This window comes from Hydrogenophaga sp. ANAO-22 (assembly GCF_042466645.1).
Classification (GTDB): domain Bacteria; phylum Pseudomonadota; class Gammaproteobacteria; order Burkholderiales; family Burkholderiaceae_C; genus Hydrogenophaga.
Genome location: NZ_CP159956.1, coordinates 3863216 through 3887689, shown reverse-complemented (window position 1 = coordinate 3887689; position 24474 = coordinate 3863216). Strand labels below are relative to the sequence as shown.

General features: G+C 68.5%; 21 protein-coding genes. 2 read left to right on the top strand and 19 right to left on the bottom strand.

Going from position 1 to position 24474, the window contains the following annotated elements; translation table 11 throughout:
* Positions 1-31: 31 nt before the first annotated feature.
* The 17 genes from murD to dapF all read right to left on the bottom strand — a co-directional run bounded on the left by murD (position 32) and on the right by dapF (position 19984).
* The gene (gene murD / locus ABSY19_RS18695) at positions 32-1876 is read right to left on the bottom strand and encodes a UDP-N-acetylmuramoyl-L-alanine--D-glutamate ligase (protein WP_382154571.1); all 1845 of its coding nucleotides are present in this window, start codon (positions 1874-1876) and stop codon (positions 32-34) included.
* A gap of 100 nt (positions 1877-1976) precedes the next feature.
* Complete coding sequence (gene mraY, locus ABSY19_RS18690) at positions 1977-3155, bottom strand: phospho-N-acetylmuramoyl-pentapeptide-transferase (RefSeq protein ID WP_382154568.1); 1179 nt, start codon at positions 3153-3155, stop codon at positions 1977-1979.
* Positions 3145-4563, bottom strand: a complete 1419-nt coding sequence (gene murF / locus ABSY19_RS18685) for a UDP-N-acetylmuramoyl-tripeptide--D-alanyl-D-alanine ligase (RefSeq protein ID WP_382154565.1) — start codon at positions 4561-4563, stop codon at positions 3145-3147. Before murF ends, mraY begins: the two co-directional genes overlap by 11 nt.
* Positions 4560-6104: a UDP-N-acetylmuramoyl-L-alanyl-D-glutamate--2,6-diaminopimelate ligase gene (locus tag ABSY19_RS18680; RefSeq protein WP_382154562.1), complete on the bottom strand. Its 1545-nt coding sequence runs from the start codon at positions 6102-6104 to the stop codon at positions 4560-4562. The genes murF and ABSY19_RS18680 overlap by 4 nt, the downstream gene beginning before the upstream one ends.
* Positions 6104-7837, bottom strand: a complete 1734-nt coding sequence (locus ABSY19_RS18675) for a peptidoglycan D,D-transpeptidase FtsI family protein (RefSeq protein ID WP_382154559.1) — start codon at positions 7835-7837, stop codon at positions 6104-6106. Before ABSY19_RS18675 ends, ABSY19_RS18680 begins: the two co-directional genes overlap by 1 nt.
* Positions 7838-7839: 2 nt before the next feature.
* The gene (ftsL, locus tag ABSY19_RS18670; RefSeq protein WP_291118087.1) at positions 7840-8145 is read right to left on the bottom strand and encodes a cell division protein FtsL; all 306 of its coding nucleotides are present in this window, start codon (positions 8143-8145) and stop codon (positions 7840-7842) included.
* Positions 8142-9068, bottom strand: a complete 927-nt coding sequence (gene rsmH / locus ABSY19_RS18665) for a 16S rRNA (cytosine(1402)-N(4))-methyltransferase RsmH (protein ID WP_382154556.1) — start codon at positions 9066-9068, stop codon at positions 8142-8144. Before rsmH ends, ftsL begins: the two co-directional genes overlap by 4 nt.
* Before the next feature lie 5 nt (positions 9069-9073).
* The gene (gene mraZ / locus ABSY19_RS18660) at positions 9074-9490 is read right to left on the bottom strand and encodes a division/cell wall cluster transcriptional repressor MraZ (RefSeq protein WP_291118081.1); all 417 of its coding nucleotides are present in this window, start codon (positions 9488-9490) and stop codon (positions 9074-9076) included.
* Between the two features lie 326 nt (positions 9491-9816).
* Positions 9817-11151, bottom strand: a complete 1335-nt coding sequence (hslU, locus tag ABSY19_RS18655; RefSeq protein ID WP_382154553.1) for an ATP-dependent protease ATPase subunit HslU — start codon at positions 11149-11151, stop codon at positions 9817-9819.
* Positions 11151-11696: an ATP-dependent protease subunit HslV gene (gene hslV / locus ABSY19_RS18650; RefSeq protein ID WP_291118076.1), complete on the bottom strand. Its 546-nt coding sequence runs from the start codon at positions 11694-11696 to the stop codon at positions 11151-11153. Before hslV ends, hslU begins: the two co-directional genes overlap by 1 nt.
* Positions 11697-11789: 93 nt before the next feature.
* Complete coding sequence (locus tag ABSY19_RS18645) at positions 11790-13676, bottom strand: STAS domain-containing protein (RefSeq protein ID WP_382154550.1); 1887 nt, start codon at positions 13674-13676, stop codon at positions 11790-11792.
* A 56-nt stretch (positions 13677-13732) separates the two neighbouring features.
* On the bottom strand, positions 13733-14968 hold the full coding sequence (gene dksA, locus ABSY19_RS18640; RefSeq protein ID WP_382154547.1) for an RNA polymerase-binding protein DksA: 1236 nt from the start codon (positions 14966-14968) through the stop codon (positions 13733-13735).
* A 239-nt stretch (positions 14969-15207) separates the two neighbouring features.
* Complete coding sequence (locus ABSY19_RS18635) at positions 15208-16299, bottom strand: CobW family GTP-binding protein (protein ID WP_382154544.1); 1092 nt, start codon at positions 16297-16299, stop codon at positions 15208-15210.
* A gap of 511 nt (positions 16300-16810) precedes the next feature.
* Positions 16811-17263, bottom strand: a complete 453-nt coding sequence (locus ABSY19_RS18630; RefSeq protein WP_382154540.1) for a DsrE family protein — start codon at positions 17261-17263, stop codon at positions 16811-16813.
* 94 nt (positions 17264-17357) lie between these two features.
* Positions 17358-18386, bottom strand: a complete 1029-nt coding sequence (locus tag ABSY19_RS18625; RefSeq protein ID WP_382154537.1) for a tyrosine recombinase XerC — start codon at positions 18384-18386, stop codon at positions 17358-17360.
* An 11-nt stretch (positions 18387-18397) separates the two neighbouring features.
* Positions 18398-19084 carry a DUF484 family protein gene (locus ABSY19_RS18620; RefSeq protein WP_382154534.1) on the bottom strand — a complete coding sequence of 229 codons (687 nt, stop codon included), beginning with the start codon at positions 19082-19084 and terminating at the stop codon, positions 18398-18400.
* A gap of 24 nt (positions 19085-19108) precedes the next feature.
* A complete protein-coding gene (dapF, locus tag ABSY19_RS18615; protein WP_382154531.1) occupies positions 19109-19984 on the bottom strand; it encodes a diaminopimelate epimerase in 876 nt (291 codons plus the stop codon).
* Positions 19985-20054: 70 nt separating this feature from the next.
* Here dapF and ABSY19_RS18610 point away from each other — a divergent pair, with 70 nt between their 5' ends.
* Entirely contained in the window at positions 20055-21776 is a 1722-nt protein-coding gene (locus ABSY19_RS18610; RefSeq protein WP_382154528.1) for an MBL fold metallo-hydrolase, read from the top strand.
* 17 nt (positions 21777-21793) lie between these two features.
* Positions 21794-22207, top strand: a complete 414-nt coding sequence (locus ABSY19_RS18605) for a low affinity iron permease family protein (protein ID WP_291117876.1) — start codon at positions 21794-21796, stop codon at positions 22205-22207.
* Between the two features lie 12 nt (positions 22208-22219).
* Here the strand turns inward: ABSY19_RS18605 and ABSY19_RS18600 are convergent, their stop codons facing one another.
* Positions 22220-23356, bottom strand: a complete 1137-nt coding sequence (locus tag ABSY19_RS18600) for an ABC transporter substrate-binding protein (protein ID WP_382154525.1) — start codon at positions 23354-23356, stop codon at positions 22220-22222.
* A gap of 39 nt (positions 23357-23395) precedes the next feature.
* Positions 23396-24445 (bottom strand): Rieske 2Fe-2S domain-containing protein, encoded by a 1050-nt coding sequence (locus ABSY19_RS18595; protein ID WP_382154522.1) that lies wholly within the window; start codon positions 24443-24445, stop codon positions 23396-23398.
* Positions 24446-24474: the final 29 nt, after the last annotated feature.

Below are 24474 nucleotides of genomic sequence, written 5' to 3'. Positions count from 1 at the left end.
TTGGCTTGGGCGGCGGCGGCGGTTTTTTTCTTCACAGTCCCCCCTCCAGGCTCAGGCCCTGCTCGGCGGCCAGGGCGTGCACCGCTTCCACGAACACGCGGGCGCGGTGCATGTAGTTGTCGAACATGTCCAGGCTGGCGCAGGCCGGCGACATCAGCACCGCATCGCCCGCACGCGCCTGCTGCGCGCAGAGCGCGACGGCGTCGGGCAGCGTGGCGGCGTCGAGCTGGGGCACCCCGGCCTCCTGCAGCGCGGTGCCCACGGCCTCGCGGATGCGGCCGGCGTCGCGGCCGATGTAGACCACGGCGCGCGCGAAGCGGGCCAGCGGTTCGGCCAGCGGCAGGAAGTCCTGCCCCTTGCCATCGCCACCCAGGATGACGACCAGCCGGCGCTCCACGCCCAGACCGCGCACGGCCGCCAGCGTGGCACCCACATTGGTGCCCTTGCTGTCGTCGAAGTACTCGACCTCGTCGAGGATGGCCACGGGTTCCACGCGGTGCGGCTCGCCGCGGTACTCGCGCAGGCCGTGCAGCATGGGACCGAGCGCGGCGCCGGTGGACGTGGCCAGCGCGAGCGAGGCCAGGGCGTTGGCCGCGTTGTGGCGGCCACGGATGCGCAGCGCGTCCACGGGCATGAGGCGCTGGAAATAGATCTCTTCGTCTTCTTCGGCGCCACGGCCGCGCTTGCGCGTTTCGTCCAGCGCCAGGGCGCGCACCAGCCAGGCCATGCCATTGACCGATTCGATGCCCCAGTCGCCCGCGCGGGTGGGCGCGTCCAGGCCGAAGCTGGCCCAGGGGCGCGCGCTCTGCTGGCGGTTGCGGTTGCCCACCTTCACGGTCACCAAGCCGGGCTGCATGCCCATGACCAGCGGGTCGTCGCGGTTGAGCAGCATCAGGGCCTGCGCGCCGAACACCGCCTTCTTGGCCAGGGCGTAGGCAGCCATGTTGCCGTGCCAGTCCAGGTGGTCTTCGGTGAGGTTGAGCACGGTGGCCGCGGTGGGCACGCCGTCCCAGTCGCCGCCGGCGGTGCCGTCGAGCTGGAAGCTGGAGAGTTCCAGCACCCAGGCCTGGGGCAGGTGCGCCGGCTGCGGGGGTTCCACGGGCGGCGGCACGAGCTGGGTCGGGCCTTCGTCTTCTGCCTCGGCATCTGCCGAGGCCACGGCTTCATCGGCCTCGTCGATCTCTGCGTCGGCGTCTTCCGCGGGCACGGCCTCGGCTTCGACGGCCACGGGGGCCTCGGTGGCCACCTGGGCCTGCGCTTCGGCCTGCGCTTCGGCCTGCGCCTGCGCTTCTTCGGCCGCCGCGCGTTCGTCGTCGGCCGCCTGCGCCACGGCTTCGGTGTCGAGCGCGGCGGACAGCACGTCGAGCAGGGCCGGGCCGATGTTGCCGGCCACGGCCACGTTCAGGCCGGCGCGCTGCAGCAGCAGGCCGGTGAGCGAGGTGACGGTGGTCTTGCCATTGGTGCCCGTGATGCCCAGCACCTTGGGCTTGTACGGCAGGTGCGCGCGCTGCGAGAGTTCGCGCAGGGCGCGGGCGAACAGGTCGAGCTCACCGACCACGGCCACGCCGCGCTCCGTTGCCCAGCCGAACACGCCCTGCAGCATCTCGGGCGCCAGGCCCGGGCTGCGCGCGATCAGGTTCCACTCGGCGCGCGCCAGCAGCGTGTCGTCGAACGGTCCGGCCACGAAATTCGCGTCCGGGCACTCGGCGCGCAGCACCGCCAGCTGGGGCGGCGTCTCGCGCGTGTCGGCCACGGTCACGCGCGCACCCTGGCGGACGCACCAGCGCGCCATGGCCAGGCCGGAGGCGCCCAGACCGAGGATGAGGACGGGTACGCCGTTCACGCCACGCCTCTCCGGAACAGGAAGCAGCCGCATGCGAAAGCACCATCGCGGAACACCGCAGAACCGGCTTTGCCGGGCTGCAGGTGTTGCCCCCTTGAGGGGGTCGCGCGAAGCGTGGCGGGGGTGTTCTTTTTCATCGCAGCTTGAGCGTGGACAGCCCCACGAGGCACAACAGCATGGTGATGATCCAGAAGCGCACGACGACCTGCGTCTCCTTCCAGCCCTTTTTCTCGAAGTGGTGGTGCAGCGGCGCCATCTGGAACAGGCGCCGGCCCGTGCCGTAGCGCCGCTTGGTGTACTTGAACCAGCTCACCTGCAGCATCACCGACAGCGCCTCGACCACGAAGATGCCGCCCATGATGGCGAGCACGATTTCCTGGCGCACGATGACGGCGATGGTGCCCAGCGCGCCGCCCAGCGCGAGCGCGCCCACGTCGCCCATGAACACCTGCGCCGGGTGGGTGTTGAACCACAGGAAAGCCAGGCCCGCGCCGGCCATGGCGGCGCAGAAGATCAGCAACTCGCCCGCGCCGGGGATGTGCGGCAGCAGCAGGTAGCGCGCGAACACCGTGTTGCCGGTGACGTAGGCGAACACGCCCAGCGCCGAGCCGACCATGACCACCGGCATGATGGCCAGGCCGTCGAGGCCGTCGGTGAGGTTGACGGCGTTGCTCGAACCGACGATGACCAGGTAGGTCATGATCACGAAACCGAACACGCCCAGCGGGTAGCTGATTTCCTTGAAGAAGGGCACCAGCAGGCCGGCCTGCGGCGGCAGGTCCACGCTGAAACCCGAACGCACCCAGGCGACGAAGAGTTCGAGCACGCGCAGGTTGCTGGACTCGGACACGCTGAACACCAGGTAGAACGCGGCCACCAGACCGATCACCGACTGCCAGAAGTACTTTTCACGCGAACGCATGCCTTCCGGGTCCTTGTTGACCACCTTGCGCCAGTCGTCCACCCAGCCGATGGCACCGAAACCCAGGGTCACCAGCAGCACGATCCACACGAAGCGGTTGGTGAGGTCGAACCACAGCAGCGTGGACAGCGCGATCGAGAACAGGATGAGCACACCACCCATGGTGGGCGTGCCGCCCTTGCTCAGGTGGGTCTGCATGGCGTACTCGCGGATCGGCTGGCCGATCTTGAGCGCGGCCAGGCGCCGGATGAAGTACGGGCCTGCCACCAGGCCGACCAGCAGCGCGGTCATGGCCGCCATCACGGCGCGGAAGGTGAGGTACTGGAACACCCGCAGGGATCCGAATTCGGGCGACAGGCCTTGCAGCCAGAGGGCCAGGCTAGGCAGCATGGGCGTTGTCCTTCTTGTCTTTTGTTTGAGCGGGGTCCAGCGCCAGCAGCGCCTGCACCACGCGTTCCATGCGCATGAAGCGCGAGCCCTTGACGAGCACGCTGCGGTACACCGGCCGGTCGTCGGTCACGGCGGCGCAGACGGCGCCGGCCAGGGCGGGCACTTCGACCCAATGAATGATTTTGGGCAGGGGCGCGCTGGCCTGGCGCATCCAGTCGCCCGCGACGTGCACGGCCTCGATGCCGCGCGCCAGGGCGTGGCGCAGCACCTCGTCGTGGAACGCCAGGCCCTGTTCGCCGACCTCGCCCATGTCGCCCAGCACCAGCAGGCGCGGCGCGGGCAGCTCGGCCAGCACGTCGATGGCGGCGCGCACCGAGTCGGGGTTGGCGTTGTAGGTGTCGTCGATCAGGGTGACGTGGCGGTCGTTCACGCGCAGCGCGAGGGCGCGCGAGCGCCCGCCCACCGGTTCGAATGCGTCCAGGCCGCGCACCACGGCGTCCAGCGGCACACCGGCGGCCAGGGCGCAGGCGGTGGCCGCCAGGGCGTTGCGCACGTTGTGGCGGCCGGCGATGCGCAGGCGCACCGAGGCTTCGCCCAGCGGAGAGACGAAGCTCAGCGCCCACGCGCCTTCGGCCCACTCGGTCTCGAGCGCCTTCACATCGGCGGCCTCGTCGCGGTCGCTGAAGGTGATGATCCGCCGCGCTCCGGCGAACTCGCGCCACAGCGGGGTATAGGTGTCGTCGGAGGGGAACACGGCCACGCCGTCGGCGCCCAGCGCCTGGATGACCTGCCCGTTCTCGCGCGCCACGGCTTCCACCGTGGCCATGAATTCCAGGTGCTCGCGCTGCGCGTTGTTGACCAGCGCCACCGTGGGCAGCGCCAGCGCGGCGAGTTCGGCGATCTCGCCCGGGTGGTTCATGCCCAGCTCCACCACCGAGAGGCGGTGCGCGGCGGTGAGGCGCAGCAGGGTGAGCGGCACGCCGATGTCGTTGTTGAAGTTGCCCTGGGTGGCGTGCGCGGCCTCGCCCGCGGCGGCGCGCAGGATGGACGCGATCATCTGCGTGACCGTGGTCTTGCCGTTGCTGCCGGTCACGGCGATCAGCGGCAGGTCGAACTGGCTGCGCCAGCGGCGCGACAGCTCGCCGAGCGCGCGCCGGGTGTCGGGCACTTCCACGCCGGGAAGACCGGCCTCGGCCAGGCCCTGGTGGGCGATGGCGGCCAGCGCGCCCTGCCCTTGCGCCTGCGGCAGGAAGTCGTGCGCGTCGAAGCGCTCGCCCTTCAGGGCCACGAAGAGGTCGCCCGGCTGCAGGCTGCGGGTGTCGGTGTGCACGCGGGTGAACGGCAGATCGGGCTGGCCGACCACGCGGGCGCCGTCGAGCTGCGGCAGGAGCTGGCCCAGGGTCTTCATGCGTGGGCCCCCTGTCCGTGGCGCTGCGCGAGCGCGGCGCGCGCCTGCTGCAGATCGGAAAACGGTTTCTTCACGCCCATCACGTCCTGGTAGTCCTCGTGGCCCTTGCCGGCGATCAGCACCACGTCGCGCGCCTCGGCGCGCGCCACCGCCAGGGCGATGGCCTGGGCGCGGTCGGGTTCGACCAGTGCGGCATCCGACGAGGAGAGGCCGGCCACCATCTGACGCAGGATGGCCATCGGGTCTTCGCTGCGCGGGTTGTCGCTGGTGAGCACCGGGCGCTGCGCCTCGCGCTCGGCGGCCGCGGCCATCAGCGGGCGCTTGCCGGCATCGCGGTCGCCGCCGCAACCCACCACCACCCAGAGCGCGCCGCCGCGCTGGCGCGCCAGCGGTTGCAGGGCCTGCAGGGCTTTTTCGAGTGCGTCGGGTGTGTGCGCGTAGTCCACCAGCACCAGCGGCTGACCAGGCTGGCCGACCGCGGCCTGCTCCATGCGGCCGGGCACGGGCGTGAGCGCGGCGCAGGCCTGCACGGCGTCGGCCAGGGGCACGCCGAGGGCGCGCGCGCTGGCCAGCACGCACAGCAGGTTGGACACGTTGTAGCGGCCCACCAGCGGCAGGCTCAGCGCGTGCTGGGCCAGGGTGCGGCCGCGCGCGTCGCGCTCGCCGACCTGCAGGGCCATGCCGCTGTCGGTGAAGGCCAGGTCCTGCGCGAACAGGCGCGCGCGCCCATGGTGGCCGGCTTCGATGGCCACGGTCCAGAGGTCCAGCCCCCGCCGGGCGAGCGTGGCGGCCAGGTCCGCGCCGCGGGCGTCGTCGATGTTGACCACCGCGCTGGCCAGGTCCGGCCAGTCGAACAGCCCGGCCTTGGCGGTCCAGTAGGCCTCCATGCTGCCGTGGAAGTCGAGGTGGTCCTGCGTGAAATTGGTGAACACGGCCACGCGCAGTTGCGTGGCGTTGAGCCGGCCTTCGACAATGCCGATGGACGAGGCCTCGATGGCGCAGGCCTTCAGGCCGGTGTCGACGAAGCGGTGCAGTTCGGCCTGCAGCATGACGGGGTCGGGCGTGGTCAGGCCGGTGGCGACCAGCGGTCGTTCCGCCTGGCCGGGCTGGGGCGGGCGCCCCATGCCCAGCGTGCCGATCACCGCGCAGGGTTTGGCGCAGAAGGACAGCAGCTGCGCCGTCCACCAGGCGGTGGAGGTCTTGCCGTTGGTGCCGGTGATGGCCACCATGTCGAGGGCGGCGCTCGGCGTGCCGTGGAAGGCGCTGGCGATCGCGCCGGCCGAGGCCTTGAGGCCTGGCACCGCCACCACGCGTTCGTCGTCGAAGCCATAGCTTGGTGCGCCCTCGTGCTCCACCAGCGCCGCGACGGCGCCCGCCTGGAGCGCGCCCGCCACGTAGCGGCGCCCGTCGGTGGCCGCACCCGGCCAGGCCACGAAGCCATCGCCCGCGCCCACGCGGCGGCTGTCGCAGCGCAGGGCACGCACGCCGCGCTCGCGCAGCCAGTCGGCCACGGCCTGAGGGTCCTGGATGGTGCGCAGCATCAGAACGACTCCTCCACCACGTGGGTGACGATCTGCGGCTTCACGTTCATGTCAGGCTGCACGCCGAGGATGCGCAAGGTCTGCTGCACGGTCTCGCTGAACACCGGCGCGGCCACCAGGCCGCCGAAGTACTGCCCGTTGCTGGGCTCGTCGATCATCACCGCGACCACGATGCGCGGCGCTTCCACCGGCGCCAGGCCCACGAACCAGCTGCGGTACTTCTTCTCGGCGTAACCCTTGCCTTCCTGCTTGTGCGCGGTGCCGCTCTTGCCGCCCACCGAATAGCCCATGGTCTGGGCGCGCGAGCCGGTGCCGCCCGGGCCGGCGGCCAGGCCGAGCATCTGGCGCACGGCGATCGAATTCTTGGCGCTGAACACGCGCACGCCGGCGGTCTGGGTGTCGGACTTCTGCAGGGTCAGGGGAATCAGCTCGCCGTCGCGCGCGAAGATGGTGTAGGCCTGCGCGAGCTGGAACAGCGAGGCCGACAGGCCGTAGCCGTAGCTCATGGTGGCCTGCTCGATCGGGCGCCACGTTTTGTAGGGACGCAGGCGGCCCGTGACCGCACCGGGGAACGGCACCTGCGGCTTCTGGCCGAAGCCGGCCTGCGCGTAGGTTTCCCACATCTCGCGCGGGCTCATCTGCATGGCCATCTTGACCGTGCCCACGTTGCTCGACTTCTGGATCACCTGGGACACGGTGAGCACGTCGTTCGGGTGCGAGTCGCTGATCGTCGAGCCGCCGATGGTGATGCGGCCGGGTGCGGTGTGGATGGGGGTGTTGGGCGTGACCAGGCCCTTTTCCAGCGCCAGCGCGGCGATGAAGGGCTTCATGGTCGAGCCGGGTTCGAAGCTGTCGGTGAGCACGCGGTTGCGCAGCTGCTCGCCCGTCAGGTTCTGGCGCCGGTTGGGGTTGTAGCTGGGGTAGTTGGCCAGGGCCAGCACCTCGCCCGAGACCGTGTCGAGCACGATCACGCTGCCGGCGTGCGCCTTGTGCGCCAGCACCGCGTCCTTGAGCTTCTGGTACGCGAAGTACTGCACCTTGCTGTCGATGGACAGCTGCAGGTCGGGGCCGTCCACCGGCGGCACCACGTCGCGCACGTCCTCGACCACGCGGCCGAGCCGGTCCTTGATCACGCGGCGCGAGCCGCTCTTGCCAGCCAGCTGCTGGTTGAACGCGAGTTCCACGCCCTCCTGGCCGATGTCTTCCACGTTGGTGAAACCCACCACGTGCGCAGCGGCCTCGCCCTCGGGGTACTGGCGCTTGTACTCGCGGCGCTGGTAGATGCCCTTGATGCCGAGCGCCGCGATCTCCTTGGCCACCGGATCGTCCACCTGGCGCTTGATCCAGACAAAGGTCTTGTCGTCATCGGCCAGGCGCTTGCGCAGGTCGGCCAGCGGCATTTCGAGCAGCTTGGCGAGCTGGCGCAGCTTGGGCTCGGCGCGGTCCACGTCTTCGGGAATCGCCCAGATGCTTTGCGCGACCACGCTGGACGCGAGGATCAGGCCGTTGCGGTCGAGCACGCGGCCGCGGTTGGCCGGCAGCTCCAGCGTGCGCGCGAAACGCACTTCGCCCTGGCGCTGGAAGAAGTCGTTGCCGAACACCTGCACGTAGGCGGCGCGGCCGGCCAGGCCCGCGAAAGCCACGGCCAGCGCGGCCACGATGAACTTGCTGCGCCACACCGGGGTGCGGCTGGCCAGCAGGGGGCTCGCGGAGTAGTTGATGCTGCGACCCATGGTCAGCGCTCCGGCGTGGGGTTCGTTGCCGCCGGCTGCGACGGCTCGAACACGGTGACGTACTGCGTGATGCCCGGCGTCACCGGGCGCATCTGCAGCTGGCGCGCGGCCAGCAGCTGCACCCGCGCCGGCGTGGCCTGGGCGCGTTTCTGCACCTGCAGTTGCTCGTGCTCGGACTCCAGCTTGCGCGCCTGGGCCTGCGAGCGGTCCAGCGCGGTGTAGAGCCGGCGCGACTCGTACTGCGTGTGCACGAGGTAGAAGGCGCTCGCGATCACGGCCGCCAGCAGCACGAGGTTCAGGCGGATCATGCCGGCGCCTCCGTGCGCTCGGCCACGCGCATGACGGCGCTGCGCGAGCGCGGATTGGCCTTGACTTCCTCGTCGGAAGGCATCACGCGCTTGAGGCCGCACAGGGCCATGGGCGCGGGTTCGGCGAAAGGCACTCGGCGGTCCACCACGGCGCGCGAATGGCGCGCCATGAACTGCTTGACCATGCGGTCTTCGAGCGAATGGAAGCTGATCACCACCAGTTTTCCTCCGGGACGCAACACGTGCAGGCTGGCCTCTAGCGCTTGTTGCAACTCTTCAAGCTCGGCGTTGATGAAAATCCGAAAAGCCTGAAATGTGCGCGTTGCAGGGTCCTTGCCCGGCTCGCGGGTTTTGACCGCGCCAGCCACGACTTCGGCCAGCTCGCTGGTGGTTCGAAAAGGGCCCCGTTCCTGTCGGCGACGATCAATCGCCTTTGCAATCGATTGAGCAAACCGTTCTTCGCCATAGTCACGAATGACCTCCGACAGGGTTGAGACCTCGGCCGTCTCCAGCCACTGAGCCACGCTCTGGCCGCGCGTGGTGTCCATGCGCATGTCCAGAGGTCCGTCGTGGCGAAAAGAAAAACCCCGTTCGGGGTCGTCGATCTGCGGGGAGCTCACGCCCAGGTCCATCAGCAGGCCGTCGGCGCTCGCATCGCCCAGTTCGCCTAGGTGGCTGAACCCCTCGTGCCGGATGGAAAAACGGCCATCGCTGGCCGCCAGTTCTTTTGCCGCCTGGACCGCCTGAGGATCCTTGTCGAAGACGGTCAGCCGCCCCTTGCGGGACAACTGCTCGAGGATCAGCCGGGAGTGGCCGCCGCGCCCGAAAGTGGCGTCGACGTAGTGCCCGTCCGGGTTGATGCCGAGGGCTTGCACAGCCTCGTTCAACAGGACGGTTTGATGGTTCCATGCGCCTTGCACCATGGCCCTTAGAAAGAGAAGTCCTTGAAGACATCGGGCATCTCGGCCTTCATGGCTTCGGCTTCCTGCGCCGCGTAGACCTGCGCGTCCCACAGCTCGAAGTAGGCGCCCATGCCCAGCAGGACCACGTCCTTGCTGATGCCGGCGCCCGCGCGCAGTTCGGGCGAGACCAGCACGCGACCGGAGGTGTCCATGTCCACGTCCATCGCATTGCCCAGGAAGATGCGCTTCCACCACTGGGCCTGCATGGGCAGCGAGGCGATGCGGTCACGGAACTGTTCCCAGGCGCTGCGGGGGAATACCATGAGGCAGCCGTGGGGGTGCTTGGTGATGGTGAGTGCCGCGCCCAGGGCGTCCCGGTGCCGGGTCGGCATGGACAGCCGGCCCTTCACATCGAGACTGAGAGAAGACGCACCCTGGAACACCGCTTTTAGCCCTTGGAAGACACTTTTCACCACTTAATTGCACTTTTTTCCACTTTATCAGGAAATACCCTGCGCGCAACGGGCCAGCTACACATTTTTTCAATGAAATCAACCACTTAGGAAGCATTTAGAAGCTTTATCGCGGTCAAAAACACATTAAAAGCAAGCACTTACAACAAGCACTGCATGTGAAGCTTCAAAACCCTGTTACATGCAGGGCTGTATGAATGATCAGGTGGGAGAAAAAAGGCTGGCGCGACGCCCGCGACACGGGGTGCGGGCGGGCCGAAAGGGCACTCGGCGCGAAGCCGAGGCCCTGAGAGACTTCAGAGGATGTAGCGCGAAAGGTCTTCGTTGCGGCTGAGTTCGCCCAGGCGGGCGTCCACATAGGCCGCGTCGATGGTGATGGTCTGGCCCTGCAGGCGCGTGGCGTCGAAGCTCACCTCGTCCAGCAGATGCTCCATCACGGTGGAGAGACGGCGCGCACCGATGTTCTCGGTGCGCTCGTTCACGTCGTAGGCGATCTGCGCGAGGCGGCGGATGCCGTCGGGTGCGAAGGCCAGCGTCACGCCTTCGGTGGCCAGCAACTCCTGGTACTGCTTCACCAGCGAGGCATGGGTCTGTGTGAGGATGGCCTCGAAGTCCTCCACCGACAGCGACTGCAACTCGACGCGGATCGGAAAACGGCCCTGCAGCTCAGGAATCAGGTCGCTCGGCCGCGCGAGGTGGAACGCACCGCTGGCGATGAAGAGGATGTGATCGGTCTTGACCACGCCGTATTTGGTGGACACCGTGGTGCCCTCCACCAGCGGCAGCAGGTCGCGCTGCACGCCTTGGCGCGACACCTCGGCCCCGCCCGCGTCGCTGCGCGAAGTGACCTTGTCGATCTCGTCGATGAACACGATGCCGTTCTGCTCGGCGTTGTGCAGCGCGCGGGTCTTGATTTCTTCCTCGTTGACCAGCTTGCCCGCCTCTTCGTCGATCAGCAGCTTCATGGCCTCGGCGATCTTGAGCTTGCGCGTCTGGCGCTTGCCGGCCCCCATCTGGCTGAACATGCCGCGCAGTTGCTCGGCCATCTCTTCCATGCCGGCCGGGCCCATGATCTCCATCGACGGCCGCGCCTCGGCCAGGTCGATCTCGATGTCGCGCTCGTCGAGCTGGCCTTCGCGCAGCTTCTTGCGGAAGTTCTGGCGTGCGGTGCCCTCCGGCGTGGCCACGGCGGACGGCTCGCCCGCCACGCCGCGCGGCGGCGGAATGAGCACGTCCAGGATGCGGTCCTCGGCGGCGTCTTCGGCGCGGGCGCGCTGCTTGCGCATCTCGACCTCTCGCGTCTGCTTGATCGCGATCTCGGCCAGGTCGCGGATGATGCTGTCCACGTCCTTGCCCACATAGCCCACCTCGGTGAACTTGGTGGCCTCGACCTTGATGAAGGGCGCATCGGCCAAGCGGGCCAGGCGGCGCGCGATCTCGGTCTTGCCCACGCCGGTGGGGCCGATCATCAGGATGTTCTTGGGCGTGATCTCGGGCCGAAGTTTTTCATCGACCTGCTGGCGCCGCCAGCGGTTGCGCAGGGCAATGGCCACGGCGCGCTTGGCGCCCTTCTGGCCGATGATGAAACGGTCGAGTTCGGAAACGATTTCCTGGGGCGTCATGGAGGACATTACAAAACCTCCACGGTGTGGTTCATGTTGGTGTAGATGCACAGCTCGCCCGCGATCGCGAGCGACTTGCGCACCACCTCTTCCGCGCTGAGGTCGGTGTGGTCGATCAGGGCCTTGGCCGCGGCCTGCGCGTACGCGCCACCGGAACCGATGGCCACGATGCCGTGCTCGGGTTCGAGCACGTCGCCGTTGCCGGTGATGATCAGCGAGGCGCTGTGGTCAGCCACCGCGAGCATGGCCTCCAGGCGGCGCAACACGCGGTCGGTGCGCCAGTCTCGCGTGAGTTCGATGGCCGCGCGCACCAGGTGGCCCTGGTGCTTTTCAAGCTTGGCCTCGAAGCGCTCGAACAGTGTGAAGGCGTCGGCGGTGGCGCCGGCAAAACCGGCGAGCACCTGGTCGCGGTAGAGCTTGCGCACCTTGCGGGCCGTGCCCTTGACGACGATGTGGCCCAGCGTGACCTGGCCGTCACCGCCGATGGCGACCTGCACGCCCTGGGGTGTCTCGCGCCGCACGCAGACGATGGTGGTTCCGTGAAATGATTCCATGGCGCTTCAGTTGAGGACGGTCTGTGCGATTGCAACGGCGGGGCGCGCGCGTTTGTGCAACAGAAATGCAAGGAGGGCCGGCAGCGGCCTCGATCAGTCGATGCGGACGACCACCTTGGCGTATTCGGTGATGCCGATCACGTGGAAGAACGCCGACACCAGCCGGTGGGCGTCCACGAACTGCACCACACGCCCTTCAGCGTGGTGGTTCGACACCCAGTTGAGCAAGGTGCCCGCGGCCGAAAAGTCGACCCGGATCAGGTTGCGGCAGGAAATGATGAGCACGTCGGCGCCCTTGAGCTTGCGCTCCAGCGCTTCGAGCGTGACCTGGGGATCGCCCCGGATCTCGCCCGAGAGCTCGACCAGACCCAGTTGGCTGTAGTCACCCGCTTCGCTGTCAAGCACCGATTCGCTGTGCGGGAAGCCCGACGCCACCTGCTCCAGCACCGACTCGCCCAGCACCGATTGGCCGGCCTCGCCGGGCCTGTCCGCCGACTGCGACGAGTAGTAGCAGCGCGGCTTTTCCCAACCCGGTGGCGACACCTCGTAGGTCACGCAGAAATCGAGCGCGGTGAGTTCGAACTCGTCCGGCCGGTTCATGACGCGCAGCACCGCCATGCGCAACTCCCACCAGAGCTGTTCGACGTCGCGGCGGCCCGAGGGCGTCTGGCTCTTGAGCAAGTCCCGGAACGGCGACGACCCCTGGAAGCGCAACTCCACTTCCTGGTCGCCCCACAAGGTGAAGATGCCCAGCAGCGCGCGCGCCGCCTTGAGATCCATGCTTTCGAGCGGCGTCCAGTCGAGCACCCAGGGCTGTGCCGCGCGCAGCAGCACGTTCTGCAGGGTGCCCACCGCGTGCGCGTCCAGTTCCGGCTCGCTCACCCACACCGCGCGGTTGTGGCCGGTGGAGGGCACATAGACCTTGCCGGTCATGCCGGCCACGGTCTCGGGCATGTCGTACCACTGCGGCGCGGAACGGCTGAAGCGGTTGACGAAATCCACCGCGCGGCTCTCGAAGGGGGCGAGCTGTCCCGTGGCGCGGTACAGGTCGAACAGGGCCAGCCAGTCTTCCTTTTCGTCGGCTTTGGCGCCCCCCTCACCCAAGACCTCCAGCAGGCCCTGCTCCGCCCCGGCGTCGTCGCCGTTGGCAAAACGGATCGCGGCCTCCTCCACTTCGGGGTCCTGCGCGATCTCCTGCACATCCAGGGCGTAGAAATGCGAGGCCGAGAACTCCTGGCCCGAACTGCGGTGCTCGTTCGTGGCCGTGGGCGCCACCAGCCCGGTGCGCGCAGGCGGCTGTGGAGACGGCGGCGGGGCGGCGGACGCCACCTCGCGTTCCTGCGCCGGGCTCCAGCTCTTGCGCAGGGCAGCGGGTGCCGAGGCGGACGCCGGGATGTTCAACGCCGGAATGTCCAGCGACTGCACCGTCGCAGGCGCGGAGGCAGTCGGATTGGGCAAGGGACCGGGTTCGGTCTCGTCGTACTGCGCCTTGCGCTGCCGGACGCTGGACTCGGGCACGCTGGGCGCCAGGGGCACCTGCTTGGATTTGGCGGAGGCAAGGTTGCCAGGGCCGTGGGTGCCGGTGTTCAGGCCGGAGCCGGTGCTGACCAGGGAATCGGGCCCCTTGGTCTTCCACCATTGCATCGACATCTGGGCCTCGATCTCATCGATCTTCTTCAGGGTCTCGGCCCGGTCGTCCGGCTTGGACGGCAGGCTGCTCTGGAAGAACGAAGGGCGCATGCCGGGCCCTTCGGCCCCGGTGCCCTCGCGGCTGCGGATCTTGCGCAGCATGTCGAACTCGCGCTTGCGCACGAAGTCGTTGCGCCGCTTGCGCTCGATCATTTCCTTGAGCGCGGCCTTGCTGTATTCGCTCTCGCGATCGGCCGTCCGGGTGTCCAGGTCCGACCAGCTGGTGGTCGGATGGCGCACGAACTTCACCACCTTGGACAGGAAGCCGCCGCTGGAGTCGTCCTTGGACATGGAAAGTCGGTACCGGAAATGAAACGGGAACTGAAACGAACGGCGAGGGACTGGGCTCAGTCCCCGAACATCTTCTGCTTGAGCTCCCGGCGCTGCTGGGCTTCGAGCGAAAGGCTGGCGGTGGGCCGGGCCATCAGGCGACCGACACCGATGGGCTCGCCGGTTTCTTCGCAGTAACCGTAGTCGCCGGAGTCGATGCGCGCGATTGCCTGTTCGATCTTCTTCAGCAGTTTGCGTTCCCGGTCCCGGGTGCGCAATTCGAGCGCGTGTTCTTCTTCGATCGTCGCGCGGTCGGCCGGATCGGGCACGACCACGGTGTCTTCGCGCAGGTGTTCGGTGGTTTCGCCAGCGTTGGCCAGCATGTCGGCCTTGAGCTGGGACAGCTTGCGACGGAAGTAGGCCAGCTGCAGGTCGCTCATGTACTCACTGTCGGGCATGGCTTGCACGTCCAGGTCGGTGAGTTGCTCGACCGGCAGGGTCTTCCAGTTGTTGGCCCGCTTGGGGTCTTTCTGGATGGAGGATGGCACGGGAGGGGTCATGACGGCACGTTGATTCATATGGGAGAAAGTCGCTTTGACAGCGTCTGGGGCGTGGGTGGGGACCACGGCGGCCTGCGTCATCTGCTCCATCATGACCTTTTTGGCCGCCCGCTTGCCCAGGGGGCGAGGGGTGGGCTCCACCACGACCGGTGGGGGAGCCGCCGGGCGCTTGGCGCTGGAAGGTTTGGAAGCAGGGGCTGCGGCAGGCGCGGCCTTGGGAACCGAAGGGGTCACGGAGGATACAGCCGCTTTGGCAGCGGACTGGGTCGTTGCTTTGGGGGCGGCCTTGGCCGCCGGTTTGACCGCAGGGGTGGCCGCCTTCACTGGCGCGCGCGCGGCGGTTTTGGCGGGCGTGGCCTTGGGGGCGGGTGACTTCTTGGCCACCACCGCCTTGCCCTTGGCGACCGCCTTGACCGCTGCCTTCACCACCGGCTTGGCCGGGGTCTTGGCTTTGGCGGCAGGCTTCGCAGCGGTCTTGGCAGGGGTTTTCAGAGGGGTCTTGGCAACGGTTTTGACCGCGGCCTTGGCCACGGGTTTGGAGGGTTTGGCCGCAGGCTTGGCGGCTGTTTTCTGGGTTTTGGCCACCGTTGTAGTCTTTTTCGCCGCCGACGCGCGTGCCTTGGCTCCCGACGCGGCGGGTTTGCCTGATTTCGCTGTCCTGGTTGCCGGGGCTTTCACAACGGGTCTCCTCTCAGTGACTGACGAAGCGGGATCTCGGGCGGTGCGCTGCGGCGGGCTGGGCCCGAGATGCATCACGGTGGGCCGCCGGATGCGACGTTATACCCTCATTGCCGAACGGCTCTCGGCATTGGTCGATCGGTGCCCGCAAAGGCGGCCGGCCGGCCAACTTGGGCCGCGATTGTAACGAGCCCCGCCTGTTCCTCCCGGAATCCCGCACCGGGGCCCGGGCCCGTCGTTGGAGAAGCGAGACAAACGGCACGTTCAGCTCCGCTGGAGACGAGGGGGCGGGAAGGCGTTGCGGTCCATGCCCGTCAGGCCAGGCTCTGGTCCAGGCCCTGCACCAGGATGTCCTTGGGCAGGTCGATGCCGATGAAGACCATCTTGCTGGTGCGCGGCTCACCTTCGGCCCACACGGGCCCGAGGTCGCTGCCCATGAGCTGGTGCACACCCTGGAAGATCACCTTGCGGTCGGTGCCCTGCATGTGCAGCACGCCCTTGTAGCGCAGCATGCGCGGCCCATACACCTGCACGATCGCGCCCAGGAAGTCTTCGAGCTTTTCCGGGCTGAACGGGCGCGTGGCGCGGTAGACGAAGCTTTTCACATCGTCGTCGTGGTGGTGATGGTGGCCATGGCTACCGTGGCCGTGCTGGTGCGAGGGGTGGTTGCAGTGCTCACCATGCTCGTGGTCGTGGTGCTCATGCGCATGGTCGTCGTGGCCATGGTCATGCGCGTGATCGTGGTCATCGACCTTGAGAAAGTCGGGGTCGATGTCGAGCTTGGCGTTGAGGTTGAAGCCGCGCAGGTCGAACACTTCCTTGAGCGCCACGTCGCCGAAATGCACCGGGCGCATGGGGGCGCGCGGGTTCATGTGCTTGAGGCGGTGCGTGAGGGCGCCGAGGTCTTCCTCGCTCACGAGGTCGGACTTGCTGATGAAGATCTGGTCGGCAAAGCCGACCTGGCGGCGGGCTTCCTGGCGTTCGTTGAGTTGTTCGGCGGCGTGTTTGGCGTCGACCAGCGTGAGGATGGAGTCCAGCAGGTACTGCTCGGCGATCTCGTCGTCCATGAAGAAGGTCTGAGCCACGGGACCCGGATCGGCCAGGCCGGTGGTTTCGATGACCACGCGCTCGAAGTCGAGTTCGCCTTTGCGTTTTTTCTGTGCGAGGTCCTGCAGGGTGGCGCGCAGGTCGTCGCGGATGGTGCAGCAGATGCAGCCGTTGCTCATCTGGATGATGTTTTCGGTGGTATCGGCCACCAGGATTTCGTTGTCGATGTTCTCTTCACCGAACTCGTTTTCGACCACGGCGATCTTCTGGCCGTGTGCCTCGCTGAGCACGCGCTTGAGCAGCGTGGTTTTCCCAGAGCCGAGGAAGCCGGTGAGGATGGTCGCGGGGATGAGTGACATGGCAGGCGCTGGCAGATGAGGGGGTGGCGAAATGGGCAACCGGGAAGTGTATGCCACCCTCGCGTTTTGTGCCTCTTTCGGGATATGCAAAAAACAGGCCTGATGGGCTTTCTTCCCTCGGTTTCGCTCCACCGGGTCTGGCGAGGTCGGGTGGTCCGGGCAGGCTGGCGCCGGCCGCTCGCGGGCGACTGCCCGGGTCCGCTGGCATCACTTCGTCAACATCGGATCGGCGCGCAGCCTCTGTGGCAACCTCGAATGGGGCCAGCGCCCTCATGCCCGGCCCACCCGCCCCACGGCAAAAGTTGGCGCGCCCGCGGTGGTGTGCCTGCGCTTCTTGCGGGACGGTGGCGATGCCCGAATGCGCAGGCCCCCATTCGCGGTTGCCACAGAGGCTGCGCGCCAACCTGGTGTTGACGAGGGGGTTGCGATGGACTCGGGCAGTCACCCGCGAGCAGGGCCGGAGCAGTCGGGCATCGCCACCGGCCCGACGCGAGGTCTCAGAAAGAAAAACTCAGGGCCGCAGATAAACAAAGCCTTCACGCGCCTGCAGCCGGGCAACTTCCGCCACGCCAGAAGGCACGATCTTGGCTTCCATGGCCACCTTGCCCGGATCGATGTTGCGCGACACCAAAGTGTTGTTGCAGACAAAGAAGCCGACCCCCTTGGCCGACAGGTCGCCGATCGCCCCGGAGAACGGCTGGCCGGCCGTGTTGTTGGCGCCGTCGAGCAGGAAGTCGATGCCCGCACCGTGGGTCACCACCACGATCTTGGCCGTGGGGTCGGCCGCGAGGTGGTTGCGGATGTTCTGGATCGCGCGCGTCGCTTGCGGGATGCCGTCGCTCAGGTGGTAGACCACCTTGACGGCCGGCTGGGCCTGAGCCTGGGCCTGGGCATTCGCCTGCAGGGATGTGGCCAGCACGGCGCCCAGCATCAGGGTCTTGAGCACGGCGAGAAACTTGAACATGGGTGTCTCCGGATGAAGTAAAAAAAAGCGATCGCGCAAGGCGGTGCAGCATCCTACAAGCATTGCCCTGGGCAGGGGGCCTCAGGGACATGCCTCAGCGGGAACGCGGCGGGCGCGGCGTCTGCATGACGGGCGGCCCTTCCAGAGGCTCGGGCGCCTGGCCGGCGCGGCTGCCCGCGCGCGGGTGGGCCGCGTCGTACACCTGAGCGAGGTGCTGGAAATCGAGCCGGGTGTACACCTGCGTGGTGCTGATGCTCGCGTGGCCCAACAGCTCCTGCACCGCCCGCAGGTCGCCGCTGGACTGCAGCACGTGGCTCGCGAACGAGTGGCGCAGCATGTGCGGGTGCACCGGTGTGGCCAGCCCGGCCTGCAGGGAGCGGCGCTTGAGCCGCACGCGGATGTGCTGCGGCGTGAGGCGCTGGCCGCGCGAGCCGATGAAGAGCGCGGGCTCTTCGCCGGCCCAGGTGGCGCGCTGCGCCAGCCAGACCGCCAGCGCCGCCAGCGCCTGCCGCCCCACCGGCACGCTGCGCCGCTTGGACCCCTTGCCCAGCACATGGGCCTCACCGTCCTGCGCATCGATCCAGCCGCGCGCGCTGCCACTGGCGGCCACGTCCAGCCCCACCAGCTCGCCGATGCGCAGACCGCAGCCGTACAACAGCTCGGTGATGCACGCGTCGCGCGCTTCCAGGGCCGGGTCGTCCGACGCTTCGTGGTGCGACACCAGCTGCACCGCGTCGTCCACGCCCAGGGCTTTGGGCAACGGCTTGCCCGCCTTGGGCGCGCGCACGTCCTGCACCGGGTTGTGGTCGATCAGGCCCTGGCGCCCGAGCCACACATAGAAGCCTCGCCAGCCCGAAAGGATCAGCGCGATACCGCGCGCGCTGCGCCCGGCGCCGTGCATCTGCGCGATCCAGCGGCGGATGTGCGCGTTCTGAACGGCCTTGAGCCCCACCCCGGCCTCGCGGGCGTGGGCCGTCAGGCGCTCCAGATCGAGCGTGTACAGGATGACGGTGCGGTCCGCCAGCCGCTTTTCCACCCGGACGTGGCTCAGATAGGCCTGCACCAGCGTGGCATCGTCGCCCGTCCCGGTCGGGCCAGCCAGGGAGCGCTCGGGCAGATTCATGGACGCCAGAATCAGTACGGGGGGCGCAGGCGCGACAGGGCCGCGCTGGTCAGCTCACCGATGCGCTCGAGGAAGTCGGTGCCCATGTCGGGCGCGAAGCGCTGGGTGTCGGGCGAGGCCAGCACCAGCAGGCCAAAGGCCTGCGGCGCAATGCCCGCGCGCAGGGGAATCAGGGCGAGCGAGGCGGCCGAGGCCGAATCGGCCAGCCACTGCGCCGCCTCCAGCCCCGGGTTGGCTCCGCAGTACGGGCGCATGAGCGACGAGGCAAACGCCTTCACGTCGTCGCTGGCGCCCTGGGCGAAGGCTTCCTCCGCGTACGCGGGCTCCACCTCCCAGACCTTGATGGCCACCTGCGGCACCAGGAAATGGTCGGCGATGGCCTTCGTGGTGACCTCGGGCAGCTCGCGCGCGTCGCGCGTCAGCAGCAGTTCGCGCGTCCAGCGCTGCAGCTTGTCGGCAATCACGGTGTTCTCGTTGCCATGGCGGATCATCTCCGCGCCCTTGAGCTCCAGGCCCCGGATCTTCTCGCGCAGCATCTCGGCCTGGCGCTCCTGCAGGCTCACCGCGCGCTGGCCGTGCGGGCTGGTCAGTTGCACCGCCGCCAGCAGGCTGGCGTGGCGCTCGAAGAAGTCGGGTGTGTTCGCCAGGTAGTTGGCGATGTCGTCTTCGGTGATGGGCGGGATGTGGTTGGCGTTCATGGCGTGTGCGGTTCGGTGGCGGGGTCAGGCGAGGTCGGGGATGTCGATCTCACCGTCGAAAACGGTGGTGGCGGGGCCGGTCATGAAAACCGGCTGGTCGTGGCTGAGGGTGTCCTTCCACTCGATGGTGAGCACGCCGCCCCGGGTGTGCACGTCCACCCGCTCGTCGAGCAGGCCCAGCCGGATGCCGGCCACCACGGCGGCGCAGGCGCCCGTGCCGCAGGCCAGGGTCTCGCCCGCGCCGCGCTCGTGCACGCGCAGGCGCACCTCGCTGCGGCTGACGACCTGCAGGAAACCGGCGTTGACGCGGCGGGGAAAGCGTTCGTGCGTTTCGATCCAGGGGCCCCAGGACGGCACCGGCGCGGCCTGCACGTCGTCCACCAGCAGCACCGCGTGCGGGTTGCCCATGGAGAGCACGGCCACCGGCACATCGCCGGCATAGGGCAGTGCCAGTGGCCAGCGCTCGAAGCCGCCCATGGGCTCGGGCGTGAGGCCCTCGGCGTTGAAAGGCACGCGATCGAGCGCGAACACCGGGGGGCTCATGTCCACCGTCACGCGGCCATCGGTGTGCATCTTCAGTTCCAGCTCGGCATTCATCACCTTCACGCGCAGCGGGTTCTTCGCGCTCAGGCCCTTGTCGTGCACGTAGCGCACGAAGCAGCGCGCGCCGTTGCCGCATTGTTCCACCTGGCCGCCATCGGCGTTGTGGATCACGTACTCGAAGTCCAGCCCGCGCCCAGGCGAGGCGCGCACGCTGAGGATCTGGTCGGCACCGACACCAAAGTGGCGGTCAGCCAGAAAGCGGTACTGCGCGGCGCTCAGGCCCAGGCGGCCTCGCGTCTCGTCAAGCACGACGAAATCGTTGCCGGCGCCCTGCATCTTGGTGAATCGGATGTGCATGGCCATCGATTATCCGCCCTGCGCCGCGCGGGCGTCAGCGCGCGGCGGCGCCTTGCCGCAAAATGCCCGCATGGTCCGTCCCACCCAACTCCTCCACCCGCCCCGCCCCCTTGCCACCGTGAGGCCCGCCGCCACCGTGCTGCTGCTGCGCGACAGCACCGACCCGGCCCGCCCCGGCATCGAGGTGCTGATGACCCGCCGCTCCATGACGGCGAGCTTCGCCCCCGGCGCCTACGTCTTCCCCGGCGGCGGCATCGACGCGGCCGACGCCCAGGCCCATGGCATCGCCACGCGCCGCCCCACGCAGAGCGACCTGCACCTCACGCAGGCGATCGCCGCCATCCGCGAAAGCTACGAGGAACTCGGCGTGTTGCTCGCGCACCGGGCCGACGGCTCGCCGGTGGACGACAGCGACATCGCCACGCTGGACCGCAAGGCCCCGTTCGCCGCGCAATGCCAGGCCCGGGGCCTGACGCTGGACGGCGCGGGCGTGTTCGTGCTCGCGCACTGGATCACCGACCGCGACCTGCCGCGGCGCTTCGACGTGCCCTTTCTCGTGGCCCGCATGCCCGCGGGGCAACAGCCGGTGGCCGACGAGGCCGAGCAGTTCGAGCCGTGCTGGGTGCGCCCGGCCGACGCGCTGGAGCGCCACAAGGTCGGCAACTTCTTCATCATCTTCCCGACCATCCGCACGCTGGAGCGACTGCAGGCCCACGCCAGCGTGCAGTCCGTGCTCGATGCGTGCGCCCAGAATGACGAGCCGCTGTGGACCAGTTGCCCGCGCGCCGGCCTGGTGCGGGGTGCCGAAGAGCGCTACATGGAACACGAGTCCCCGTTCGGCGAGCTCGCCATGGTGTGCCCCGACGGACAGATGGTGCACAGCCTGGACTGGCAGAACGAACAGCCGGTGTCCTTGCTGAAGAACGTGCAGCGTCTGACCGCGCCCAACCCCGGCTTCATGACCGGCCCGGGCACCAACAGCTACATCGTGGGCGACCCCGCGAGCGGCCACATCGTGATCGACCCGGGCCCGGACGAGCCGGCCCACATCGAGCGCCTGTGGCGCGCGGCGGGCGGGCGCATCCAGGCCATCGTCTGCACCCACTCGCACCCCGACCACTCGCCCGGCGCGCCGCGCCTGCAGGCGCTGTGCACGGCGGCCGGCCTGGAGAAGCCGCCCATCCTCGGCCTGCCCAGCGCCCCCACCTCGCGCGAAAACAGCCGCTTCACGCCCGAGCGCGTGCTGGCCGACGGCGAGCAGCTCGTGCTGCTGGGCCAGGCCGGTGACGCCACGGTGTCGCACACGCTGGAGGTGGTGCACACCCCGGGCCACGCGGCCAACCACCTGTGCCTGACGCTGGTGGAAGACGGCCTGCTGTTCACCGGCGACCACATCCTCAACGGCAGCACCACCGTGATCGACCCGCCCGACGGCAACATGGGCGCCTACCTCGATTCCCTGGACAAGCTGGATGCGCTGTGCGAGCGCCACGGCATCGAGTTCCTGCTGCCCGCGCACGGCTACGTGCTGGGCGATCTGAAGCGCACGGGCGACAACCCCAGCGCCCCGCTGCATGGCGGCGCGCGCGCGGCCATCGCCCACCTCAAGGCGCACCGCCTTGCGCGCGAGGCCAAGGTGGCGCGGGCCATGCAGGCCGTGCCCGAGGGCAGCATGGACGACTGGGTGAAGCTCGCCTACGACGACGTGCCCGACCGCCTGTGGCCGGTGGCCAAGCGCTCGCTGATGGCGCACGTGGAGCGCATCCAGAGCCTGGGCGGTTTCAACCTCTGAAGACGCCGGAGGCCACCATGCCGAAGTCCACCAACCGGTACTCGCGTTTCGCCAAGGCCGCCGCGCGCTTCAGCGGCCGCCCGCGCGTCTTCGCCCTGGCGGTCGCGCTCATCGTGGTGTGGCTGGTCACGGGACCGCTGTTCGGCTTCAGCGACACCTGGCAGCTGGTGATCAACACCGGCACCACCATCATCACCTTCCTGATGGTGTTCCTGATCCAGAACACGCAGAACCGCGACACGGAGGCCATCCAGGTCAAGCTGGACGAACTCATCCGCGCCACCCAGGGCGCGCACACCGCCCTGCTGGACCTCGAAGAGCTGGAAGAGGAAGAGCTCGACGCCTTCCGCCAGAAGTACGAGGACCTGGCCGCCCAGGCGCGGGCGCGGCTCAAGGGTGGCGGCACGGACACCGACATTCCCGAGGCCTGAGCGCGCCCGGCCTCAGTCCGCCGCGACCCACACGCCGTTGCGCGCCTTGAGCACGAAGCGCGCGCGGTGGTCGTAGCCGTAGTGGTCGGCGGCGCTGTACTTCAGCACGCCCTGCGGCACCACCACCTCGCCGGTGTTCTCGATCGCCTTCTTCAAGGCCTGCCGGAACTCCACGGTGCCGGGCTTCGCCTGCTTCAGCGCCACCGGGATCGCCTTGTCCAACAGCAGCTTGGCACCCCAGATGTTGGCCGCGAACTGGTTGTAGCTGCCGGCCCCGAACTTGGCTTCGTACAGCTTCACGAAATCGAGCGCGACCGGCTTGGACGGGTGGTTGTCGGGCAGCTGGTCGGCGCCCACGGCCGGGCCCGACAGCCCCAGCGTGCCCTCCACGTCCTTGCCGCCCATGCGCAGCAGGTCGGGCGCCACCGCGCTGAAGGTCTGGTAGATGCGGCCCTTGTAGTTGCGATCGACCAGCGCCTTCTGCGGCATCACCGCGCCGCTGCCCGAGGCCACCACCAGCATGGCGTCGGGGTTGGGCGAGAGCACCTTGAGCGCCTGCGCGGTCACCGAGGCGTCGGCACGGCCGAAGCGCTCCACGCTCACCAGCTTGAGCCCGGCCTCGTTGCCGTAGCGCGTCATCTCGCGCAGCCAGGATTCGCCGTACGCGTCCGAGTAGCCCAGGAAACCGAAGGTCTTCGCGCCGCTCTTCTTCATGTGCTCGATGGTGCCCTGCGCCATCAGCGAGATGCTCTGCGGCAGGCGGTAGGTCCATTGGCCGCGCTCCTCGGGCAGGTCGATCGGGGCCGCCGCGAGCTGCACGGTCTGCGACTCGCTCGCGACCTGGGCGATCGCGATCGCCGGCGGGCTGGCGGTGGAGCCGATGATCAGGTCCACCTTTTCCTCGGTGACCAGGCGGTGCGCGTTGCGCGCGGCGTTGGTCGGGTCGGTGGCGTCGTCGAGTACCACGTAGCGAATCTTCTCGCCCGCGATCTCGGTCGGGAACAGCTGGATGGTGTTGCGCGGCGCAATGCCCAGCGCCGCTGCCGGCCCGGTGATGGAAAAGCTGGCGCCGATCACAATCTCGGCATGGGCCGTGGCACCGCTCAAGGCCAGGGTGGTGAGCGCGGCCAGGCGCAGGAATGGCTTCATCTTGTTGTCTCCTTCGGGTGGTGAATCGGTGATCGGCGCTCAGGCCACGGACTGCAACGGAATCACGGTCGGGGCGGCGGCCTCCTCGTCGTGCAGGCGCTTGATCAGCCAGCGGAACTGGTTGAGCGCCGCGTCGGCCGCGATCGGCTGCATGGGGCTGGGTGGCGTGCGGCGGATCAGGCGCTGTTGCGCCTCGATGATGCGGCGGTCCTCCTCGAAGGCCGTGCACAGGCTCTGGTAGATCGACTCGGTGATGGTCGCGTCGTCGAGCCGGAACTTGTGCGCCTGCATGAAGAAGTAGTGCGTGGTGGTGTCGGTCTCCGGCGTCAGCGCCTGGCAGCTGTGGAACTGCAGGGCCCCGGTCATGTCGTCGTCGGGCGTGTCGGCGGGTTTCACGCTGGCGGCCATCAGCAGGACGCCGGGCACTAGGTAGTCGTAGCTGAAGCGCCGGTTGACCTTGCCGGTGAAGCCGCCCAGGCGCGCGTGGTACGGCGCCGGCACGGTGTTGTGCACGTCGCGCGTCACGCGCACGCCGCGCTCCAGGCGTTCGATCACCGGCTTCACCTCGGCGATGTTGGGCGAACCGCCCAGGGTCTTCTCGTGCACGTAGGACAGGTGCGAAAAGTCCAGCAGGTTGTCGGAGATCAGCTGGTAGTCGGCGTCGTAGTGCAGGTAGCCCGGCTTCATGCGCCACTCGGGGTGGTTGAGCGAGTACGCGTCGGGGATCAGCGCCGGGTTGGCCCGCTCGGGGTCGCCCATCCAGATCCACAGCCAGCGCCCGCGCTGCACCATGGGGTAGCTCTTCACGCACAGCTTGGGCGGGATGCGGTCCTGGCCCGGGATCTCGGTGCACTGGCCCGTGGCGTCGAACTTGAGGCCGTGGTACATGCAGCGCACGCTGTCGCCCTCGCGCCGCCCCAGGTTCAGCGGCGCGTGCCGGTGCGGGCACTTGTTGTCCAGCGCCACCGGCGTGCCGTCGGCCAGGCGGTAGATCAGGATGGACTGGTTGAGGATGCCGCGTTCGAGCAGCGTGTCGGCCAGCACCTCGTGGTCCCAGGCCGCGACGTACCAGCAATTCTTGACGAACATGTCTTTGTCTCCGTGCTTGCCGGCGGTAG

Bases quoted from the DNA above. Each gene is read 5' to 3' on its own strand.
- murD (WP_382154571.1), bottom strand. From the start codon at position 1,876: ATGCGGCTGCTTCCTGTTCCGGAGAGGCGTGGCGTGAACGGCGTACCC.
- ABSY19_RS18620 (WP_382154534.1), bottom strand. From the start codon at position 19,084: ATGAACGCCAACCACATCCCGCCCATCACCGAAGACGACATCGCCAAC.
- ABSY19_RS18625 (WP_382154537.1), bottom strand. From the start codon at position 18,386: ATGAATCTGCCCGAGCGCTCCCTGGCTGGCCCGACCGGGACGGGCGAC.
- dksA (WP_382154547.1), bottom strand. From the start codon at position 14,968: ATGCATCTCGGGCCCAGCCCGCCGCAGCGCACCGCCCGAGATCCCGCT.
- mraY (WP_382154568.1), bottom strand. From the start codon at position 3,155: ATGCTGCCTAGCCTGGCCCTCTGGCTGCAAGGCCTGTCGCCCGAATTC.
- ABSY19_RS18610 (WP_382154528.1), top strand. From the start codon at position 20,055: ATGGTCCGTCCCACCCAACTCCTCCACCCGCCCCGCCCCCTTGCCACC.
- ABSY19_RS18630 (WP_382154540.1), bottom strand. From the start codon at position 17,263: ATGTTCAAGTTTCTCGCCGTGCTCAAGACCCTGATGCTGGGCGCCGTG.
- hslV (WP_291118076.1), bottom strand. From the start codon at position 11,696: ATGGAATCATTTCACGGAACCACCATCGTCTGCGTGCGGCGCGAGACA.
- rsmH (WP_382154556.1), bottom strand. From the start codon at position 9,068: ATGGTGCAAGGCGCATGGAACCATCAAACCGTCCTGTTGAACGAGGCT.
- ABSY19_RS18605 (WP_291117876.1), top strand. From the start codon at position 21,794: ATGCCGAAGTCCACCAACCGGTACTCGCGTTTCGCCAAGGCCGCCGCG.
- hslU (WP_382154553.1), bottom strand. From the start codon at position 11,151: ATGTCCTCCATGACGCCCCAGGAAATCGTTTCCGAACTCGACCGTTTC.
- dapF (WP_382154531.1), bottom strand. From the start codon at position 19,984: ATGCACATCCGATTCACCAAGATGCAGGGCGCCGGCAACGATTTCGTC.
- ftsL (WP_291118087.1), bottom strand. From the start codon at position 8,145: ATGATCCGCCTGAACCTCGTGCTGCTGGCGGCCGTGATCGCGAGCGCC.
- ABSY19_RS18645 (WP_382154550.1), bottom strand. From the start codon at position 13,676: ATGTCCAAGGACGACTCCAGCGGCGGCTTCCTGTCCAAGGTGGTGAAG.
- ABSY19_RS18680 (WP_382154562.1), bottom strand. From the start codon at position 6,104: ATGCTGCGCACCATCCAGGACCCTCAGGCCGTGGCCGACTGGCTGCGC.
- murF (WP_382154565.1), bottom strand. From the start codon at position 4,563: ATGAAGACCCTGGGCCAGCTCCTGCCGCAGCTCGACGGCGCCCGCGTG.
- ABSY19_RS18600 (WP_382154525.1), bottom strand. From the start codon at position 23,356: ATGAAGCCATTCCTGCGCCTGGCCGCGCTCACCACCCTGGCCTTGAGC.
- ABSY19_RS18595 (WP_382154522.1), bottom strand. From the start codon at position 24,445: ATGTTCGTCAAGAATTGCTGGTACGTCGCGGCCTGGGACCACGAGGTG.
- ABSY19_RS18635 (WP_382154544.1), bottom strand. From the start codon at position 16,299: ATGTCACTCATCCCCGCGACCATCCTCACCGGCTTCCTCGGCTCTGGG.
- ABSY19_RS18675 (WP_382154559.1), bottom strand. From the start codon at position 7,837: ATGGGTCGCAGCATCAACTACTCCGCGAGCCCCCTGCTGGCCAGCCGC.